Annotated in this window: 15 protein-coding genes and 2 pseudogenes; 9 read left to right on the top strand and 8 right to left on the bottom strand. The window is 62.9% G+C overall.

Features of this window, described 5'->3' with window-relative positions; all coding sequences use genetic code 11:
* Nucleotide 1: 1 nt before the first annotated feature.
* Nucleotides 2-2410, bottom strand: coding sequence for a CaiB/BaiF CoA transferase family protein (locus J2857_RS00600; RefSeq protein WP_210008070.1), 2409 nt, complete (start codon nt 2408-2410; stop codon nt 2-4).
* 152 nt (nt 2411-2562) lie between these two features.
* Here J2857_RS00600 and J2857_RS00595 point away from each other — a divergent pair, with 152 nt between their 5' ends.
* Nucleotides 2563-3612 carry a LacI family DNA-binding transcriptional regulator gene (locus J2857_RS00595; RefSeq protein ID WP_210008069.1) on the top strand — a complete coding sequence of 350 codons (1050 nt, stop codon included), beginning with the start codon at nt 2563-2565 and terminating at the stop codon, nt 3610-3612.
* Nucleotides 3613-3670: 58 nt separating this feature from the next.
* Here the strand turns inward: J2857_RS00595 and J2857_RS00590 are convergent, their stop codons facing one another.
* Nucleotides 3671-5245 (bottom strand): hydantoinase/oxoprolinase N-terminal domain-containing protein, encoded by a 1575-nt coding sequence (locus J2857_RS00590; RefSeq protein ID WP_210008068.1) that lies wholly within the window; start codon nt 5243-5245, stop codon nt 3671-3673.
* On the bottom strand, nt 5242-6321 hold the full coding sequence (locus J2857_RS00585; RefSeq protein ID WP_151044640.1) for a DUF917 domain-containing protein: 1080 nt from the start codon (nt 6319-6321) through the stop codon (nt 5242-5244). Before J2857_RS00585 ends, J2857_RS00590 begins: the two co-directional genes overlap by 4 nt.
* Nucleotides 6322-6466: 145 nt before the next feature.
* Here J2857_RS00585 and J2857_RS00580 point away from each other — a divergent pair, with 145 nt between their 5' ends.
* From J2857_RS00580 to J2857_RS00550, 7 genes are all read left to right on the top strand, one after another.
* On the top strand, nt 6467-7423 hold the full coding sequence (locus J2857_RS00580) for an AroM family protein (RefSeq protein WP_080954240.1): 957 nt from the start codon (nt 6467-6469) through the stop codon (nt 7421-7423).
* Nucleotides 7424-7596: 173 nt separating this feature from the next.
* On the top strand, nt 7597-8277 hold the full coding sequence (locus J2857_RS00575; protein ID WP_210008067.1) for an AroM family protein: 681 nt from the start codon (nt 7597-7599) through the stop codon (nt 8275-8277).
* 33 nt (nt 8278-8310) lie between these two features.
* A complete protein-coding gene (locus tag J2857_RS00570; protein ID WP_210008066.1) occupies nt 8311-9903 on the top strand; it encodes an ABC transporter substrate-binding protein in 1593 nt (530 codons plus the stop codon).
* 107 nt (nt 9904-10010) lie between these two features.
* A complete protein-coding gene (locus tag J2857_RS00565; RefSeq protein WP_210008065.1) occupies nt 10011-11018 on the top strand; it encodes an ABC transporter permease in 1008 nt (335 codons plus the stop codon).
* The gene (locus J2857_RS00560) at nt 11018-11929 is read left to right on the top strand and encodes an ABC transporter permease (protein WP_210008064.1); all 912 of its coding nucleotides are present in this window, start codon (nt 11018-11020) and stop codon (nt 11927-11929) included. The genes J2857_RS00565 and J2857_RS00560 overlap by 1 nt, the downstream gene beginning before the upstream one ends.
* Nucleotides 11926-13587, top strand: coding sequence for an ABC transporter ATP-binding protein (locus J2857_RS00555; protein ID WP_210008063.1), 1662 nt, complete (start codon nt 11926-11928; stop codon nt 13585-13587). The genes J2857_RS00560 and J2857_RS00555 overlap by 4 nt, the downstream gene beginning before the upstream one ends.
* A 95-nt stretch (nt 13588-13682) precedes the next feature.
* On the top strand, nt 13683-14765 hold the full coding sequence (locus tag J2857_RS00550) for an extracellular catalytic domain type 1 short-chain-length polyhydroxyalkanoate depolymerase (protein WP_210008062.1): 1083 nt from the start codon (nt 13683-13685) through the stop codon (nt 14763-14765).
* 94 nt (nt 14766-14859) lie between these two features.
* Here the strand turns inward: J2857_RS00550 and J2857_RS00545 are convergent, their stop codons facing one another.
* The 5 genes and pseudogenes from J2857_RS00545 to J2857_RS00530 all read right to left on the bottom strand — a co-directional run bounded on the left by J2857_RS00545 (nt 14860) and on the right by J2857_RS00530 (nt 18547).
* Nucleotides 14860-15306, bottom strand: coding sequence for a pseudoazurin (locus J2857_RS00545; protein ID WP_210008061.1), 447 nt, complete (start codon nt 15304-15306; stop codon nt 14860-14862).
* Nucleotides 15307-15453: 147 nt separating this feature from the next.
* Nucleotides 15454-15633: pseudogene (locus J2857_RS30820) on the bottom strand (formylglycine-generating enzyme family protein); the annotation flags it as partial.
* Nucleotides 15634-15635: 2 nt separating this feature from the next.
* Nucleotides 15636-16550, bottom strand: a pseudogene (gene nirK, locus J2857_RS00540) (copper-containing nitrite reductase); the annotation flags it as partial.
* A 238-nt stretch (nt 16551-16788) separates the two neighbouring features.
* Nucleotides 16789-17721 (bottom strand): 5-dehydro-4-deoxyglucarate dehydratase, encoded by a 933-nt coding sequence (kdgD, locus tag J2857_RS00535; RefSeq protein ID WP_210009966.1) that lies wholly within the window; start codon nt 17719-17721, stop codon nt 16789-16791.
* Between the two features lie 88 nt (nt 17722-17809).
* Entirely contained in the window at nt 17810-18547 is a 738-nt protein-coding gene (locus J2857_RS00530) for a FadR/GntR family transcriptional regulator (protein ID WP_281068595.1), read from the bottom strand.
* A 303-nt stretch (nt 18548-18850) separates the two neighbouring features.
* Here J2857_RS00530 and J2857_RS00525 point away from each other — a divergent pair, with 303 nt between their 5' ends.
* Nucleotides 18851-19999 carry a mandelate racemase family protein gene (locus J2857_RS00525; RefSeq protein WP_210008059.1) on the top strand — a complete coding sequence of 383 codons (1149 nt, stop codon included), beginning with the start codon at nt 18851-18853 and terminating at the stop codon, nt 19997-19999.
* Nucleotides 20000-20265: the final 266 nt, after the last annotated feature.

Genomic DNA, 20265 nt, shown 5'->3' with positions numbered 1-20265 from the left:
TCTATCCATCCGGAAAGGGAACAGTGGTCATCGCATCGCTGGCCATGATGCGGGCGACCTCTTCCGGCGGCAGCGCCAGGATCCCCTCGAGCACGAACCGGTTATGGCCGCCGAACTGAGGCGCCGGCCTGCGCTGCCCTCCCGGTGTCCGGCTCAAGTGAATCGGCAAGCCGGGATGGGGGTGCAATCCGGCATCCGGATGTTCGAGTTCGGTGAAGAACCGGCGATGAGCAAGATAGTCGCTGCGTGCCAGATCGCCAGCATCGTTGACCGGAGCCGCGGCAACTCCCCTGCCCTGGAGCAACCGGGCGATATCGTGCTTGTCGCGGCCGCGCGTCCAATCCGAAAGGATTTCCGCCAACGCATCCTCGTCCCGCCGGCGCGCCTCGAGCGTCGCAAAACGCGGGTCGAGGGCGATCTGCGGCATACCGATCGCTCCGCACAATGCCCGCCACTGCGCCTGATCCTGCGCTGCGATGACGACCCACTGGTCTTCCCCGAGGGCCGGAAAGGCGCCGTGCGGCGCCATGCCCGCGAGCCGGTTTCCGTTCGGCACCGGGTCTTTTCCTGTCTCGGCCGCCAAAAGCAGTTCCGCTCCGATGAACTGCATCGCCGCCTCGACCTGCGGCACCTCGACATATTGGCCGCCGCCGGTGCGCTGGCGCCAGTAGAGCGCCGTCAGGATCGCCGCCGCGGCATTGAACCCGCCGATCGGGTCGAGATAGGAAGGCCCGCTGTTTTCCGGCTGCCCGTCCGGATAACCCATCATCGCCGACATTCCGGTCGCCATTTCCATGGTCGGGCCAAGCGCCGCATATCCCGACATCGGCCCGTCCCGCCCGAAGGCGGGAAGCTCCGCGACGATGATATCCGGCTTGATCGCCGAAAGCCGCCCGTAGTCCAACCCGAGTTTTGCAAGCGTGCCGGGCCGGAAATTGCAGATCAGCACATCGGCCCTGGCGACCAGCCGTTCCAGTGTCTTTCGCCCTTCCTCGGTCTTCAGGTTGAGGATGCAGGACAGCTTGTTGACGTTCTGGGAATTGAAGAGGAAAGAGCGGTCGAAGGGCCGCTCACCCGGCTCGCCGCCCGGAAAATTGATCGGGTTCGGCCTTTCCTTGTTCAACCGCCAGGAATTCACCCGGTTGGGCGATTCCACGTGAATGGACTCGGCCCCGAAATAAGCAAGCACCCGCCCGGCCATAGGTCCGGCCCAGGCGGTGGTAATCTCGATCACCCGCAGCCCCTCGAGCGGCGGCCGGCCGGACGCGGCCGGTTTTGGCGTCTCGAGCGGCTCGGTTCGTCGCGGTGCAATCCGCCCCTCCGCCTCGCCAGGAAGGGGCGCTCCGCCTCGCACCCTGCGAGGTGTCGCGCTCATCCGGAAGGGTGGCCCAAGAATGAGCCGGCCGTCGACCGTCTCCCAATAATGGCGGGCGGTGAGGTGGCCGTTGCGGATCTGTTCGGCGGGACGATAGGCCTTGGCCGCGATGATCTGGGCGCGCTGCAGCCGGTCGACCAGATCCTCCGCGTCCATCTCCGCGACCTTCGCCTGGATGATCTCGTAGAGCACATCCCAGTGCTGCCGGCGCGGGGCCGGATCGGCGAAGCGGGGATCGTGCTGAATTTCTCGCAGATCCAGTGCCGCGCAGAGAGCTTCCCAGCGATGGTTGTAGATCCAGATGCAGACCCAGCTGTCACGGCATTTCACCTGCCCTGCCGGGATCGTCTGGTCCCGTCGGCTGTGGACGGAGCCGTTGTAGATATGGCGCAGCACATAGGGGAAACACATCGATGCTGCCGTCTCGGCCGAGTCCACCCGCACAGCCTGACCAAGCCCGGTCGTGCGGCGGGCAATGAGAGCGGTGATCACGCCAATATAGGCGGCGAGCCCTGCGGCATAGGATGCCCGATCGCCGACGCCGTAGAGGGGTTCGCGGCCGATCTGGCCGTTGTTGTACATCATTCCGGAAAGTGCCTGCAGCACGATCTCCGGCCCCTTCCAATCGGCAAGAGGCCCGTCCGTTCCGAAAGGGGTGATGGAAGCGGTGATGCAGCGCGGATTGATGTCCGCGACTTCTTTGAACGTGAGGTCCGCAGGCGGAATAACGACATCCGCGCCAGCGATCAGCGCCTTCAGTTCCTCCCGCCCGGCCTCCGTCGACCGGTCCAGGATGACGGACCTCTTACCGGTGTTCAGATGCCAGAACGACAGGGACAGTTCCGGATCGTTCATTGAGAACGGCGGCATTCGCCTGATCGCCGATCCCCCCGGCGGCTCAACGAGAATGACTTCCGCGCCGTAGTCCGCCAGAAGTCGCGCGCAGTATTGGCCTGAAAGCGTGTCGGACAAATCCAGCACGCGAAGATCGTCCACGGCCGAGACACCCGGCTCAGCCATTTCCTTCAAAAGCATGATCGACGGCTCTCCTCCCGATCCTGAAACAAAGACTAGACGCCATTGCATACGGATGCAAGACACGGATACGCATTTGATGATATTGATCCATGACTGCGCCGGAGGTATCGACAGCAGCGCCGTCCGCCGGCAGGGAGTTGGAGAGTTTCTTGGACAAGCCAGAGATACCGGATGACAAGGCGAAGCGTCGGCCGATCACCGCGCGCCAGCTCGCCCGTATGCTCGGCGTCAGCCAGTCGGCGGTCTCCCGCGCGTTCACGCCGGGCGCCAGCATCGCGCCGGACCTGCGCAACCGGATCAGGCAGTTTGCAGAAGAGGTGGATTACCACCCCAACGCCATAGCCAGCATGTTGTCGAAGAGCCGCACCAATATCGTCGGCATCGTCGTCTCCGACATGCAGAACCCCTTCTACCCCGCGCTCATCGAAAAGCTCTCCCGCAGCCTGCAGCGCGTCGGGCTGCAGAGCCTGCTCTTCAACATCACCAAGGGCTCCAACCTCGAAGAGCAGCTTTCGGCGCTGCGCCGCTACAATGTCGATGCGGTGATCATTATTTCCGCCACGATCCTCTCCGGCCAGACCTTGCGCTGGGCAACCGAGGGCCGCGCCGCCCTGCTGATCAACCGCGTCGTCGAGGATGCGGACTTAAGCTGCGTCATCTGCGACAACGTCGCGGGCAGCCGGGCGATCGCAGACCATTTCTATGAGACCGGCCGGCGTCGCGTCGCCTACGTGTCCGGCCTCAGCCACACGACCACCAATCGCGAAAGACAGAACGCCTTCGTGACGCGCGTTGCCGAGCTTGGTATGGTGCTTTGCGCCCGCGTCGATGCCGGCGAATATAGCTATGAGGCCGGCCGGCGGGCTGCGCTGGAAATCGTCGATCGCGGCGGAGCGGACGCGATCTTCTTCGCCAACGACATTCTCGCGGCAGGTGGCCTCGACGCACTGAGGGAAGAGGCCGGATCGCGGGTACCCGAAGATATTGCAGTCGCGGGCTTCGACGATATCGCTCTGGCCAGCTGGCCCCACTATGCACTGACCACATTCCGCCAGCCCGTCGACGAGATCATCGCGGTGGCCGTCGGAATGATCGAGGACGGGTCCTGTTATCCCGGCCGGCCGATCACGGTCAAACGGCTTCCCGGAGAACTGATCGTCCGGTCTTCGAGCTACAGGATGCCAGACAACCCAGAATGAAATCGGCGGGCCGGCAACAAGCCAGCCCGCCGATTCTCCCTGGGAGGAGAGTTGGGGTTCAGCGCAAGGCCCCGGCCACGCGCTTCTGTTCGTCCTTCATGAAGGCGATATCGCCGACCACCCGCACCCGCACCCGCCGGGAGTCACCCGGCAGATAGGCGATCGGAATATCTTCCGTGTCGAGCGTCACGATCGTATCGGCGCTGGCACCCGCTTCGACGGCGCGGGCGCGGGCAATGCGCTCGGCTTCGGCAATCGCCTTTTCGCGCGACATGCCGGAAAACACCTGGTCGACTTCGCCGGATACCTGCGCCATCGCAGCACCAAGCGCGTTCGCCACGCCGGCATGTTCGACGCGCAGCACTTCGCTCGCACCTTTGAGCTTTTCCGGGATCAGGAAGGCGCCACCGCCGACGGCGATCAACTGGACACCTTCGGCCGAGGTCTTCATCCGGTCGACGCCGTCTTCCACCATCGCCTCGACGCGCTTCAGGAGGTCGGCAACCAGCGCCTTGTCGAGATGCTTGACCCGGTCGCGGTCGCCGATCTCGACGAGGCCGGCGGCAACCGCCACGTCCGTCGTGGTCAGCGTATCGCCGCCGAAGACCAGCGCCTTTTCGGTGATCCGGTAGCCGACCGAGCGCGGGCCGATCTTGCGGGTTTCCGGGTCAATGATCGTGCCGCCGCCGAGTGCCATCGGCAGCAGGTCCGGCATGCGGAACAGCGTGCGCACGCCGCCGACTTCAACGACATTGTTTGCTTCGCGCGGAAAACCGCCGACTAGGCAACCGACATCCGAGGTCGTGCCGCCGACGTCGATGACCATGGCCTCCTTGAGGCCGGTCAGGAACGCTGCGCCGCGCATCGAATTGGTCGGGCCGGACGCAAAGCTGTAGACCGGGTTGGCGGCAGCGACGTCCGCCAGCACCACCGTGCCGTCGTTCTGGGTCAGATAGAACGGAGCGTCGATGCCGGCCTGTTTCAGCGCATCCTTGAAGGCGTCGATCGTCTTGCGGCCGAGACCCTGCAGCGCCGCGTTCAGCAGCGTGACATTCTCGCGTTCCAGAAGGCCGATGCGGCCGAGCGTATGGGACAGCGTGATGCGCGCATTCGGGATGATCGAACGAACGATCTCCGCCGCCTCCAGCTCGCATTCCGCCGTCAGCGGCGAAAAGAGCGCCGTGATGCCGATCGAATCGACGCCCGCATCACGGATCTTCATTGCCGCGTCGCGGATTTCATCCTTTGCAAGCGGCACCAGCGGACGGCCGTCATATTCATGGCCGCCATGCACCATGAAGGAAAGCGGATCGACGGCATCGCGCAGCTCGTCCGGCCAGTCGACCATCGGCGGCAACGAGGCGCCGGCCGGCATGGCGATGCGGATCGCTGCGACGCGATCGAGACGGGCGCGCTCGACCACCGCATTGGTGAAATGCGTCGTGCCGATCATCACCGCATCGACCGGTGCCGAACCCGGCGGCTGCGAGGCGACCACATGGCCGATCGCGTTGACCACGCCCTGCATCACGTCCGACGTGGTGGGAAACTTGATGGCCGAGAGAACCTTCTCGCCATCGATGAGCACGGCATCCGTATTGGTGCCGCCGACGTCAATTCCGATCCGCTTCATGCTGCAAACACCGATTTGAAATCCAGGTCATATCCGAAGGCACGCGGGCCGACATGTTCGAGGCCCTTGGCGCTGGTCAGCACCTCCGGCGCAGGCAACGCGACGACCGTGACGCGCTGGCCGTACCGCACCGTCTCGGTGCCGATCGCCTCGCCCGACACCGTGTCGAGCAGGCAGATCAGGTCGGGCGTCATGGCGATCGGCTGGCCGTCGCGGAAGGCGACTGCCCATTCGTTCTGGAAGGCGAGCTCGACCTTCGAGCCGCGATCGTCGTCGAGACCTTCGATCATCGCCGAACCGCGCAGGAAGCCGCCCGTCGTGGTGCGGTCGACATCGGCGATCTTGCCCTTGAACAGTACCTTGCCGCCTTCATGGGCGAGCACCGCCTCGACCGGATCCGTGTGGGCGGCGCGGGCTTCGAGCACCGCGCGGCCGAGGCTGACCGCCTTGGTCACCGTGTAGAGCACGCCCCAGTCCTTGACTTCGCGGCCGGTTCGCGGCGCCTTGCAGGTCGCCGCCGTCGAACCGACCTCGGTGCAGATCTTGCGGGAAATCCGTTCCATCCACTTCCAGGACGCGGCCTTGGCGACGATCGCCTCGTTGTCGCGGCAATCGACCAGCGTCAACGGATACATCGGCAGGTCGCCGATCGCAAAGCTGGTCATCTGCGCTTCCGGATAGGCGCGGCCCATCGCGTCCGCATCGACGACTGGGATGTCCAGCATGGCGCCGGCAAGGAACGGCGACAGCGCATTGCCGCCGCCGATCTCGACGCTCATCACGGCGCGGAACTTGCGGCCGGTATATTCTTCCATCAGCTGCATGGCCCGCGCGAGATGCGCGGGATCGACGAGGCGCTCCTGGCCGACCAGCGGCGCGCCCATCTTGGAGACGACCGCGACCGCGTCGCCGTCATCGAGCGCCTGGGGATCGATCAGCTTGACGCGCTTGCCGTCCTTGTAGAGCTTTTTCAGGTTGAGCTGCGCCAGATAGGGGCTACCGCCGCCGCCGGTGCCGAGAATCCAGGCGCCAACGGCAAGCGGGTCGATCTCGCCCGCTTCGAAATCACGGATCATGTTTACCTCCGAAGAATGTGCTAGAACCTAGCCATGAGTGACGAAGGATGCCTATAGGGGACTGCACCTAGAATGAGCTTGCCTTGATTTTAGGCATCCCCGGCGCCATCATGGTTTGACGATCGAAAGGACCGATTCCCTGCACATGTCGAAGAGCCCCTATGCGCTGGCCCCGACCTCGCCGGAAGGTGCGGAACCGCACCACCGGGTGATGTTTCTGAGCGTCGGCCAGACGCCGCGTGCCGATCTCATCGGGGACATGCTGACCAATCTCGACGTCCCGATCGAGGCGCTCGAAATCGGCGCGCTGGACGGGCTTTCCAAGGCAGAAATCGATGAACTGAAAGTGCGTCCGGGGGAACAGAGCATCGTCACCCGACTTGCCGACAATACCGATATCGTCGTGTCCAAACCGCGTATCGCCGAGCGCATGGCAAAGATTGCCGCCGCTTTCCAGCCCAACGAATTCGATCTGGTCGTCATCCTCTCGACCGGCCTGTTTCGCGATTTCGAAAGCACCTGCCCGACGGTCAACGCCCAGCGCGCCATGGAATCGGCGGTGATTTCGCTCGCCGCGCACGGCGCTTCCGTCGGCCTCATCCAGCCGCTGCAGCAGCAGATAGCCGAACTCGATATCCCGGCGCTGGCGCCCTACAAGATCTGCGCCAGCTACGCCGCCGATGGCGACCGCAAGCTGCTGGCCGGCGCGCTCGTCGATCTCGCCGATGCGGAAATCATCGTCCTCAATTCCGTGAGTTTTACCGAAGCCGACCGGCAGATGGTGGCCAAGGCGAGCGGCAAGCCCGTGGTTCTCGCCCGCCGCATCGTCGCAAGCGCCATCCGGCTTCTCCTGCATCGTTCGCAGCCCGTGACGCTGCCGGGCGTCTCGCCGGAATTTGCGGAAAAGCTTCTTCGCCTGACGCCGCGCGAGCGACAGGTCCTGTCGCTTGTCGCCGAAGGTCTTTCCAACAAGGCGATCGCCCGCCAGCTCGGCATCAGCCCGAAGACCGTCGAGATCCACCGCTCGAACGTCATGAGCAAGATGGAAGTCACCTCTTCGAATGCGCTCATCCGCATGGTCATCTCGGCCGGGCATCCCTGATCGAAAATAAGCGACTTCGCGCAAGAAAATTGCGTCGAAAGACTTGTTTGCCTAAAAATTGGTCGCCTTGGCCATGTCAGAATCATGTCGTTCTAGGGGCATTACCCTATAGTGAAGCCGCGCATCCGAGCGTTAGGCTCCCTGTCGATAATGCCATGCAGGGAACGATGAGCATGCCTTCCACATCCAAGATTGCCTTCGTGACCATCGGCCAGACGCCGCGTATCGACCTTGTTCCGGAAATGATGGCCGAGATCGGCATCGGCCTGCCGGAAGGTCGCGTCGAGTTCCGTGAATTCGGCGTGCTCGACGGCATGGACCCGGCTGAACTGGACGCGATACGCGCCGTGGATGGCGAACATTCCTTTGCGACGCGTCTCAGGAGCGGCGAGGAAATCGTCACCTCCAAGGCCCGGACCGAAGAGAAACTCAACGTCCTCCTGAAGACGATCGATGCGCAAGGCTTCGACCTTGTCGTTCTCCTCTGCACCGGCACCCGGATCGATCCGCTCGAAAACACGCTGGTCGTCGAAGCCCAGCGGATTGTCGATTCGACCGTCGAGGCGCTCGCCGCCTCCTCGCGCAAGCTCGGCGTCATCCTGCCGCTCGAACGGCAGGTCAAGGATTTCGCCGATCGCCATGTCTTCAGCGGCGAGCCCAAATTCGTGGCCGCCTCGCCCTATGCCGGCGACGATATCGGCGAACGGGCGAAGACGCTCGGCGGCTGCGACCTTATCGTCATGCATTGCATGGGTTATTCCGCCGGGATGCTGGACGAGGTGCGCCGCGCCGTCGACGCCCCGGTTCTATTGTCGCGCCGCGTCGTCGCGGGCGTCGTCCGCCAGATGATCTGATTACCGAGCCACATCAAAAACAGAGGGAACCATATGTTCGGAAAAATCCTGAAAAACGTCGCGGTCGCGGGGCTGCTCGCCTCCTCGATCCTCGCCGCACCCGCCGGCGCCTTCGAGCGTACCGACAAGGGCAATGTCATCGTCTTCGGCGGCCGCCAGGCGATCCCGGTGCTTGATCCGCATGTCCGTTACGACTGGTCGACGCGCATGATCCAGCAGTCGGTCTATGACGCCCTGGTCAAGTACGAAGGCAACCCGGCCGAGATCAAGCCATGGCTCGCCGAGAAGTGGGAAACCAGCGCCGACGGCAAGAGCTGGACCTTCCACCTCGCCAAGAACGCCAAGTTCCACAACGGCGATCCGGTGACCGCCGAAGCCGTGCGTTATTCTTTCGAGCGTGGCCTGAAGCTCAACAAGGGCGTTGCCTGGATGCTCAAGGATTTCCTCGCGCCGGAAAACATCGTCGCCGTCGATGCCAACACCGTCCGCTTCGACCTCAAGGCACCCTATGCGCCGTTCCTCTCCTTCCTGCCCTGGTGGTTCGTCGTCAACCCCGCCGAGGTGAAGGCCCACGAGGTGGATGGCGACTACGGCCAGAAGTGGCTGACCGACCATGCCGCCGGCTCCGGCCCGTTCAAGCTCGGCCGCTGGGAACCGAACGTTCTCTACGAGATCGAAGCCAATGACGGTTACTGGAAGGGCTGGCCGCAGGGCGAAAAGAACCGCCCGGCCGGCGTCATCTACAAGATCATCCGCGAACCGGCCGCCCAGAAGGCTGCCCTCCAGCGCGGCGAAGCCGACATCGTCGAAGGTCTGACGCCGGACGATTATATCCAGATCAAGCGCGTCCCCGGCGTGGTCATCCAGGACCACAAGGGCATGACCACTTTCGGGATCAAGTTCAACACCCAGAAGGGTCCGACAGCCGACATCAACCTGCGCAAGGCGATCGCCTATGCGCTCGACTACGATGCACTGATCCAGATCTATAACGGCGCCGCCTCGCTCGAGACCAGCCCGCTGCCGGACGCCATGAAGGGCCATGTCGCCGTTCCCGGCATGCCACGCAAGGATCTCGCCAAGGCGAAGGAATACCTGGCAAAATCGGCTTATCCGAACGGCGGCATAACCCTGCCTTATGTCCATGTCGCAGGCCTCGAAGAAGCCCGCCGCATCGGCCTCGTTCTGCTCGACAACCTGAAGGAACTCGGCATCACCGTCGAGGTCAAGCCGGAACAGTGGCCGAACATGGTCGCCGCCGGTTCCAAGGTCGAGACCTCGCCGGCCATGACCTCGGTATTCACGACGCCGGTTTCGACCGACCCGGATGCCGTCGCCTACCAGTACCACAAGGCGAGCTGGGGCCAGTATTACGCGATGATGTTCTACGACAATCCGAAGGTTTCGGAGATGATCGACCAGGCCCGCGCCGCCACCAGCTGGGACGACCGCGCCAAGCTTTATGCCGACATCCAGAAGCAGATCGTCGCCGACCAGCCGGAAGTCTTCGGCATGCTCCAGAACCGCCGCTGGGCGCATCGCGACTATCTGCAGGGCTTCAAGTTCAGCCCGGTCCGCTTCACCGGCGAGGTCGATCTCTACCCGATGTGGGTGAAGGCCGAATAGAAACTGGCTTGCGTCCCCTCCTGCAGCCAGCATGATGCGCATGGCCAGGCCATCCCAACCGGCCGGGCCATGCGCAGTTTTTTAGAAGATAGCCACCGGAGAAGACGATGTTGGCATTCGCCTTCCGCAAAGTGCTGACGCTGGTCGGAACCATGATCGGCATTGCGGCACTCACCTTCGTCATCACCAATGTCGCGCCGGGCGATCCGGCCCGCCTGGTCGCCGGCCCCAATGCGACCGAGGACATGGTGACGACCATCCGCACCGAATACGGCCTCGACAAGTCGCTTCCCGAGCAGTTCGTCGTCTATATGGGCGATCTCGTCACCGGCGACCTCGGCCAGTCGATCGTCACCACAAGGCCGGTGCTGGAAGAGGTGCTGCGTTATGCGCCGGCAACCCTGGAACTGGTCTTCGTCGCCATGGCCATCGGCATCATCGTCGGCGTGCCGCTCGGCATGCTGTCGGCCGTCTACAAGGATGGCCCGATCGACCATATCACACGCATCTTCTCGATCTCGGGCGTCGCGCTGCCGGCCTTCTGGTTCGGCATCATCCTGCAGCTGACATTCGCGGTCGATCTCGGCTGGCTGCCGGTCTCCGGCCGCCTGCCGCTGGTCACCCGCCCGCCGGAAACGGTCACCGGCCTGCTGCTCGTCGACAGCCTGCTCGCCGGCCGGCTGGATACGTTCTGGACGGCGCTGCGGCACATCATCCTCCCGGCGATCGTGCTCTCCTTCCCCTGCCTCGCCTCGATCCTGCGCGTCAACCGCGCCGAGATGATCGAGGTGCTGCAGTCCGACTACATCGTCGCCGCACGCGCCCACGGCATCGCTTCGTTCCGCATCGTCGCCATCTATGCGCTGAAGAACGCGCTGCTGCCGACGCTTGCAATGATCGGCCTGCGCTTCGGCTGGATGCTCGGCTCCACCGTGCTCGTCGAAACCGTCTTCGACTGGCCGGGCATCGGCCTCTACGCCGTCTCTTCGGCGCTTTCATCGGATTTCAAGCCCGTCATCGGCGTCACGCTGGTGATCGGCTTCTTCTTCATCGTCGCCAACACCCTCGTCGATCTCGCCTACGCGTGGATCGATCCCCGCCTCAGGAGCGCCTGATGACGACGCCCGTGGAACTCTCCCGCCCCCTCACCTTCCGCGAACGGCATGAAAGCAAGATCCGCCAGTGGCGGCTCTATGCGCATATGTTCGGCAAGAGCTTTTCCTCCATGCTCGGCCTCGGCCTGGTCGCGCTCTTCCTGTTGCTTGCAGCCCTGGGGCCTTGGCTTGCGCCCTATCCGGAAGACACCGTCGGCGCCTTCAACATGGCCAACAAGCTGATGGGGCCCAGCGCCGCTCACTGGTTCGGCACCGACGAGATGGGCAGCGACATCCTTTCGCGCGTCATCATTGGCGCCCGCACCTCGCTGTGGATCGGCCTGATCATCACCGGCGTCGGCGCCATCATCGGCGTGCCGCTCGGCATCATCGCCGGTTATCGCGGCGGCTGGGTGCGCGCCGTCATCATGCGCATCACCGAACTCTTCCTCGCCGTGCCGGGACTGGCCCTTGCCCTGGCGATCGTCGCGGCGCTCGGCCCCGGCATCACCAATTGCGTGGTCGCCTTGTCGCTCGTCTGGTGGCCGGGTTACGTGCGCCTGGTGGAGGCGAAGACGCTGTCGGTCAAGGAAGAGCTGTTCGTCGAATCGGCCCGCTCGATCGGCGCCAAAACGCCCTGGATCCTCTGGCATCACATCCTGCCCAACTGCATGTCGCCGATCATCGTCAAGATGAGCATGGACATGGGTATGGCGATCCTGTCGGCCGCCAGCCTCGGCTTCATCGGCCTCGGCGCCCAGCCGCCGGCACCCGAATGGGGGGCGATGATCTCGGTCGCCCGCACCTACATGCCGGACTGGTGGTGGTACTCGCTCTTCCCGGGTGCCGCGATCTTCCTGACCGTGCTCGGCTTCAACCTTCTGGGCGACGGCCTGCGCGACATTCTCGATCCCCGGAGCCGTGACCGATGACCGGACCTCTTCTCGACATCCAGAATTACCGGCTCGACATCGCCACGTTCGACGGTCCGGTGCATGTGCTGAAGGACATCAACCTGACCGTCAATCGCGGCGATACGCTCGGCATCGTCGGCGAAAGCGGTTCCGGCAAGACGGTGCTGGTGCGCTCCGTGCTCGGCATCGGCCCGAAGGCGTCGAAAGTGGTCGAAGGCAAGATCGCCTTCGACGGACAGGACATCACCGCGCTCCCCGAAAAGGACTGGACGAAGATCCGCGGCATCCGCATCTCGATGATCTTCCAGGACCCTATGACCTATCTGAACCCGCTCTTCACGATCGGGCAGCAGATTTCCGACGTCATCGCCGCCCATGAAAAGGCGGCCGGCCACGGTGTGTCCTTGAAGACCACCCGCCGCGCGCGCACCGTAGAACTGCTCGACCAGGTCGGCCTGCCGAACCCGGCCATGCTGTTCGACCAGTATCCGCACCAGCTTTCGGGCGGCATGCGCCAGCGAGTGCTGATCGCCATGGCGCTGTCCGGCAAACCGGACCTGCTGATCGCCGACGAACCGACGACCGCGCTCGACGTCACGGTCCAGGCTCAGGTGCTCGACCTCATCAACTCGCTGGTCGAGAAGCTCAACCTCACCGTCATCATGATCAGCCACGATATCGGCGCCATCGCCACGATCGCCAAGCGCTGTGCGGTCATGTACAAGGGCGAGATCGTCGAACAGGGCCTGACGGCGGATATCCTGAGCGCCCCCAAGCACGAATACACCAGGCGCCTGCTCGCCGCCGTGCCGGACATCGATACCGCGGCAACCAAGGTTGCTGCCCAACCGGCGGTCGCAGAGCCGGCGAAACCCGGCGTGCTTCTGGAAGCGATCGGCCTCAAGAAAGTCTACCGCAGCCAGTCCGGCACCGAAGTGACGGCGGTCAACAGCATCAACCTCTCGGTCGCGACCGGTGAAATCTTCGGCGTGGTCGGCGAATCCGGTTCAGGAAAGTCGACGCTGGCGCGCATGCTGCTGCGCCTCATCGAGCCGACCTCCGGCGACATCATCTTCGACGGCCGGAACATTTCCGGCCTGACCGGCGAACCGCTGCGATTGATGCGCCGGCACATGCAGTTCGTCTTCCAGAACCCGCATTCGGCGCTCAACGGCCGTCACACGATCGGCGATGCGATCGGCGAACCGTTACGCATCCAGACAAGCATGAGCCGACGCGATATCGAGGCGCGCGTCGAAGCGCTGCTCGATATCGTCCAGCTGCCGAAAATGTTCAAGTATCGCTACCCGCACGAACTGTCCGGCGGCCAGAAGCAGCGCATCTGCATCGCCCGCGCCATCGCCCTCAATCCGCGCCTGCTGATCCTCGACGAACCGACCTCGGCGCTCGACATCTCGGTGCAGGCGCAGGTGCTCGATTTCCTGCAGGAATTGCGCGCCGAACTCGACCTTACCTATGTCTTCATCTCGCACAATCTCGCCGTCATCCGGCAGATCTGCGACCGGACGATCGTGATGAAACGGGGCGAGATCGTCGAACAGGGCGAAACGGAAACCCTCTTCCTGTCGCCTCAGCACGAATACACCAAGGCGCTGATCGAAAGCGGCCGCAAAACCTCGCGGGCAGCGAACCTCTCGGCTCCCGCCGTCTCGTGACGGCAGAAAATATTTGTGCAGTGCAGCAACATTACCCATATAGGGAACGTTGTCGCTGATCACTGCCATCCCGGCAATGATTGCCAGGAGCCAATATGAGATCGTTGTCGGATACGCTGGAGCGGCTTGCCCGCTTGAAATCACTCGGTCGGGAACAGACCGACACGCCCAGCCATCTGGAGGAACTGAGCAGTTTCGGCTCCAACCCCGGGGCGCTGGGAGCCAGGGTATATGTCCCCTCCCTGCTTCCCAAAGGCCCCGCCCTCGTCGTCGTTCTGCACGGATGCACGCAAACCGCGTCCGGTTATGATCACGGTACCGGATGGTCGAAGCTCGCCGAACGCCACGGCTTTGTGGTCCTCCTGCCCGAACAGGTCCGGGCCAACAACGGCAACCTCTGCTTCAACTGGTTCGTTCCGGGCGACACCCGCCGCGGCCAGGGCGAGGCACATTCGATCCGCCAGATGATCGAAGCCGCAGTCTCCCGGCACGGAATCGACCCTTCCCGCATCTATGTGAGCGGCTTGTCCGCAGGCGGCGGCATGGCCAACGTCATGCTGGCCACCTATCCCGAAGTATTCGCCGGCGGCGCAATCATCGCAGGCCTGCCCTATGGCGTCGCCGCGACGGTTCCCGAAGCCTTCGACCGGATGCGCGGGCAGGGCCTGCCGGCCCCCTCGGCGCTTCAGTCCCGGCTGAGAGCCGCTTCCACCCATCAGGGACCTTGGCCGACCATCTCGGTATGGCAGGGCACCCAGGACAATACGGTCGCAGAAGCAAACGCGCGGGCGATCATCGACCAGTGGCGAGCCGTTCACGAGGTCGGCTCACGGCCGGACCTGGAGGAAAAGGTCGACGGCCAGTCGAAAGCCGTCTGGAAGGATCCCCGCGGCAGGCAAGTCATCGAATATTACAGCATTGCCGGAATGGGTCACGGAACCCCTATCGACCCGGCGCTCGGCGACGAGAACGCCGCACCTTACCTGCTGGATGTCGGCATATCTTCGACGCTTCATTCGGCAAGAAGCTGGGGACTGCTTCGCGAAGGGGTGGAATCGCTGCGGGCAGAGAGCCACCCACCCAAGCGGGCATCGGCTCCCTCCCCGGAAGCAAAAGAGCCTGAAGGTATCCAGCAGATCATCGAAAATGCGCTTCGCATGGCCGGCCTGATGCGCTGATCAACTGCACTGAATTTCGTGCAGGATGAGGCCGGGAGAATAAGCGCGGCGGCGGCCGGGGGAGAGGGAATGGCCGCCGCTGAACTCCCCCCGCCTAAACGCCGGAAGCAGCGATATCCGCATCGAGACGTTCGCGAGCCTTCTTGGGCAGTTTCGCGGTCTTGATGGCCTCCAGATTGGCGGGAGCGTTGCCGACGACGACGAGGCCGATCATGCCCATGCCGACATGCGGCGCGCATTTCACGGCATAAGCACCCTCGACGTCGAACGTGATCTTCACGCTTTCGTTCATCTGGCCCTTGAACGGCTTTGCGCCTTCCGGGATCAGGCCGTCGATCGTTTCGGCGTTGTGAGATTTGTCCGTCGGGATGAAGGTGACGGTATCGCCCTTGGCAACCTTGAGGGAACTCGGTTCGAATACCATCGCGCCGTCATTGCCCTTGTTGAGCATATGCACCTCGAAATCGGCCGCCGACGCCATTGTCGCGCAAACAGCCGAGACGATCGCCGCACCGACCATGGATGCCAGAATCTTCTTCATTTTCTTACTCCTGTTTGGAAGCCCTCGGCTTCGTTGAAATTCACACTAGGGCAAAAACGCCGGTGCTCTTTGACCTACGACAACCAGTTTTGAGTTTGCCGCGGCTCGTTTTTGCGTCGGTTTGTGGCCTGGACGGCACGATGACGATCACGTCGCCCAACCCGCCCGGCGAAGCGTCCTCAGAAGTGGCGCATACCACCGGGTGGACTTGACTAGGCGAAAACCCAGATTGGCCGGCGGCGTACCCACCGCGCAGCCGCCGCCTTTTGGATCCCGGATGAACGAACTCATCGGCGAGCGATGCGGGCCAACAGTCACGTAGACGCCGCCCCCGTAGCCCAGACATAGTCGCCATGGCCGCCGATGAGGTGAGGCCGCGTGTCGCGGTTTGCCTGCGAATGGACGATCAGCACCTTTTCGCCAACGGCGGCGGTCATGGCATTCTGGCCCGTCAAGGCGCCGACGGCCCCGTTGAAGACGATATGCGTCGGTGTGAGCGTCCGCATCACCGCCAGCGTGTCCTCATAGGCTTCGCCGGCGCTGGCGTATTTCTTGAACTTGCCGTTTTCGTCGCGCGGCACATAGAAATCCTGTTCGCCCACATAGTAGATCTTGTCGTAGGGCAGCGGTTTCCCGTTGCCGTCCTTGAGGCCATCGCGCGGCAGCACCATGATGGCGCCGTTCATGCCCGAGGTGACGTGCCACGGCACCATTCCGGGAGGTGCGCAATGGTAGACGAAGACGCCGGCCTTGGTTGCCTTGAACCGGAGAACGGTTTTCTCGCCGGGGTTCACCACCGTCAGCACCCCGCCGCCGAGCGCACCGGTCGCCGAGTGGAAGTCGATATTGTGCGGGAGTTCGTTCGTATCGGGATTGATGAGGGTGAGCTCGACGTAGTCGTCCTGATGGACGACCATGAGCGGACCCGGAACCGACCCGTCGAAGGTCATCGCATTGATCTCGGTGCCTTCCTTGTCGAGGACCAGCTTCTTCTCCTGGATGGTCAGCGTAAATTCGACGACCTTCGGCGGGCCATCGGCTTTCTGAGCATGGGCATGGACGAAAGGCGGCTTCACGAGTTCGACCTTCTCGCGGCGGAGGCGCGGGAGGTCGCCCGGCTTCATCTTTGCGGGGCGCGCTTCGTCCGCATGGGCAAAGGAAGCCTGCACGACCGGCGCGATCGCGCCAACAAAGGCTGCCCCCGCAAGGATCGAGCGTCTGGTCATCTGAATTTTGTCGGTCATGGTTTCTTTCCTTCGGAACAAGGGGCGGAGTAAATCGCCGTCCTCTGGAAATAGAATTCATGTCGACGCCAACCTCTTCTCTTTGACGCGAAACAAACAGGGCATGGGCACTTGCTTGCTCTTTCGCAAGAAAGCGGGGGAAATCTGGTTCGACGGCGACTCCCTGAGGAAGTAGCCTCCCGTCCGGCAGGCAAAACCTGCCGGCTCATGCTCGGGGAGAGGTTGGGAGAAGGACGCCCTATTCGGTCGCCTGCGCCCCGAAAGCGTTGTTGCGATAGGGCTCGCAGAGAGCCTCCATCATCTCGACTTCCTCCGCGGTCAGGTCGGTCAGCGGGGCGCGAACCGGACCCGTATCGAAACCCATCAGCCGCACGCCGGCCTTGATGGCGGAAACCGCGTAGCCCTTCTGGCGGTTGCGGATCTCCATGAACGGATAGAAGAAGTCGATAAGGATCCTGTTGGTGCCGGCCGTATCGCCGGCCCGGAGCGACTTGTAGAATTTCTGGGCCAGCCCTGGGACGAAGTTGAAGACAGCCGACGAATAGGTGGTGACGCCCGCGCCGAGATAGGCGTCCGCGAAAAGCTCGGCCGTCGGCATGCCGCCGAGATAGGTCAGGCGGTCGCCCATGACAGCCGTGATCTTGCGCACCAGACCGATGTCGCCCGAACCGTCCTTGAAGCCGACCAGATTGGGACAGGCCTCGCAAAGACGGGCCAGTGTTTCCGCCGAAAGAATCGAATTATCGCGATTATAGACCATCACGCCGATGCCGACCGACTGGCAGACGGCCTTGATATGCTGGTAGAGGCCTTCCTGGCTGGCATCCATCAGATAATGCGGCAGCAGGAGAATGCCGTCGGCGCCGGCCCTTTCGGCGGACCTGGCGATCGAGACGGCGATGCGCGTGCCGTAACCGCAACCGGAAACGATCGGCGTGCTGCCGGCAGAAGCCTTGGCGGCAGCGATGATGTCCGGAATTTCGGAAGGCTCCAGTGAAAAGAACTCGCCCGTGCCGCCGGCGGCAAACAGCACCGAAGCATCGAAACCGGCCAGCCAGCCGACATGCTGCTCGTAGGCCTTGCGGTTGAAGAGGCCATCCTTGCCGAACGGCGTGACGGGGAACGACAAGAGGCCGGCGCCGAGCGCGCGCTTCAGTTCATTTGAGTCCATAGACATGGCAGTCCCTTCCTGGTTGATTTCCAGAAGGCTACCAAGTCATATTATGACTGTCAATACTTGTATTATCTTTGCCGGTGTCTCAGGGACGCCGTATCAGCGAACGATAGCGTTGCTGGCTACCCTTGAGATGCATGCGCATCGCGTCGCGAGCAGCCGAATCGTCGCCATCGGTGATCGCGCGGGCGATACGGGCGTGTTCGTCCTGAATCTGGGTCAGGTATTCGGCCGGCGAAATCTCGATTTCCCCCTCCTGCAGCAGCGATCGCGGGATCATCTGCTTGCCGATCGCTTCCAGGAGTTCCCGGAAACGTGGGTTGTTGGTCGCATCCGCGATAGCCAAATGGAAAGCCCGATCGCTTTCAACCGTTGCCGCACCGGCAGCGATCTGCCGCTTGATGGTCTCGAGACATTCGAAGATCAATTCCTGCTGCGCTGGCGACGAGCGGACGGCGGCGAGACCCGCAGCCTCGATCTCGATCGCAGCGCGAACTTCCAGCATTTCGATGATGGAGGAAACGCGGCTGGCATCCACGGTGCGGAAGCCCGCCTGCAGCCCGCCTTGCGGCGCCAGAACGAAGACGCCGACGCCGTGACGGACTTCGACGAGATTATCCGCCCGCAACGAAGCGATCGCCTCGCGGATGACCGTGCGGCTGACCTCATACTGGAGCGTCAGTCCGCTTTCCGTGGGCAGTTTGTCGCCGGGTTTCAACGCTCCGCTCGCAATCGCATCCCGCATCCGCCGACCAACCGTCTCGACCAGATTGCGGCCTTTTCGCGAGGGCGTTTCCCCGGTGATGTTATCTGCTCTCTTCAATGTCGGCCCGCTCCCTGGCTTTGCCATTTCAGCCACTTAGAGGGGTAAAAGCCCACTCCGTTGTCAAGCGCAAGGGAATAATTTTATTGACGCGAGGCCCTAGACCTATAGTATGAGATGACCTATGAGGTATTATGACATAGCGGACAGATGCTTATTCGCCGTTGATCCGTCCGCGAGGGAAGAATGCTTTGAACCTGCGCCGAGGACAGTGTCGACCGGACAATTCGGCCGACGCTGGAGGACCGGACGGATGCGTGAACGGTGGAGGCTCGTCCCATCGCTTCTGACAGGAGGAATTTCGTGAAGATCGTAGACGTCCATGTGCGGGTATTCTCCCATACCACGCGCCGCCATCAGGATACCGCCGGCCATGCCCATCCGGGCCCGCCGCACAAGGTCAACCTGGCGCTTTTGACCATCGTCGATGACGATGGAGCCGAGGGTTACTGCTTCGCTGCGCCGGAAGTCGTTCGCCCGCACGTGATCGACAAGTTCGTCAAGAAGGTGCTGATCGGCGAAGATCCGTTCGCGCGCGAAAGGCTGTGGCAGGACCTCGCCCACTGGCAGCGCGGCAGCGCGATGCAGCTGACAGACCGGACGCTCGCGATCGTCGATTGCGCGTTGTGGGACCTTGCCGGCCGCAAGCTGAACATGCCGGTCCACAAACTGATCGGCAGCTACCGCGAAAAGATCCCGGCCTATGGCTCGATCATGTGCGGCGACGAGCTGGAAAACGGCCTCGCGACGCCGGAAGATTACGGCAGGTTCGGCGAAAAGCTTGTCAAGCGCGGCTATAAGGGCATCAAGCTGCACACCTGGATGCCGCCGGTTTCCTGGGCGCCGGACGTCAAGATGGATCTCAAGGCCTGCGCCGCGGTTCGCGAGGCGGTCGGCCCCGATATCCATCTGATGATCGACGCCTTCCACTGGTATACCCGCACGGAAGCGCTGGAACTCGGCAAGGGCCTCGAAAAGCTCGGCTTCGACTGGATCGAGGAGCCGATGGACGAACAGAGCTCGGCCTCCTACGCCTGGCTTGCGGAAAACCTCGACATCCCGGTCCTCGGCCCGGAAAGCGCCGGCGGCAAGCACTTCAGCCGCGCGGAATGGATCACCAGCAAGGCCTGCGACATCTTGCGCACCGGCGTCCACGATGTCGGCGGTATCAGCCCGGCGATGAAGACCATGCATCTCGCCGAATCCTTCGGCATGAACTGCGAAATCCATGGCAACGGCGCTCCAAACCTGATCGTCGCCGCCTGCACCAAGAATGCCAAATGGTACGAACGCGGCCTGCTGCACCCCTTCCTCGAATATGACGACGGCTTCGAATACCTGAATGCCCTTGTCGATCCGATGGACGAGGAGGGCTTCGTGCATATCTCGGACAAGCCGGGCATGGGCGAAGACATCAACTTCGATTTCATCAACGCCAATCTGGTGGGGTGAACCGTTATTCTGCCTCCCAAGCAGGAAAGAGAAGCCTGGTCCCGTTTTGGGGCCGGGCTTCTTCGTTCTGTCATCGCTACGATCAGCGGTGAGTGGATCCTCGGGTCAAGCCCGAGGATGACGAGTGTGTTGAAAGGATTGCGCGAAAACGCAACCGTCCCGCTCGCCGAAACCTTGTTTTAAAGGCCCCTCCCCTGTGAATACCCGCGCACGCCCTCTCCTTCGTCATCCTCGTGCTTGACCCGAGGATCCAGCCGCGCATTGCA

Source organism: Neorhizobium galegae (genome assembly GCF_017877055.1).
Taxonomy (GTDB): domain Bacteria; phylum Pseudomonadota; class Alphaproteobacteria; order Rhizobiales; family Rhizobiaceae; genus Neorhizobium; species Neorhizobium galegae_D.
This window is presented reverse-complemented; position numbering and strand designations above follow the sequence as displayed.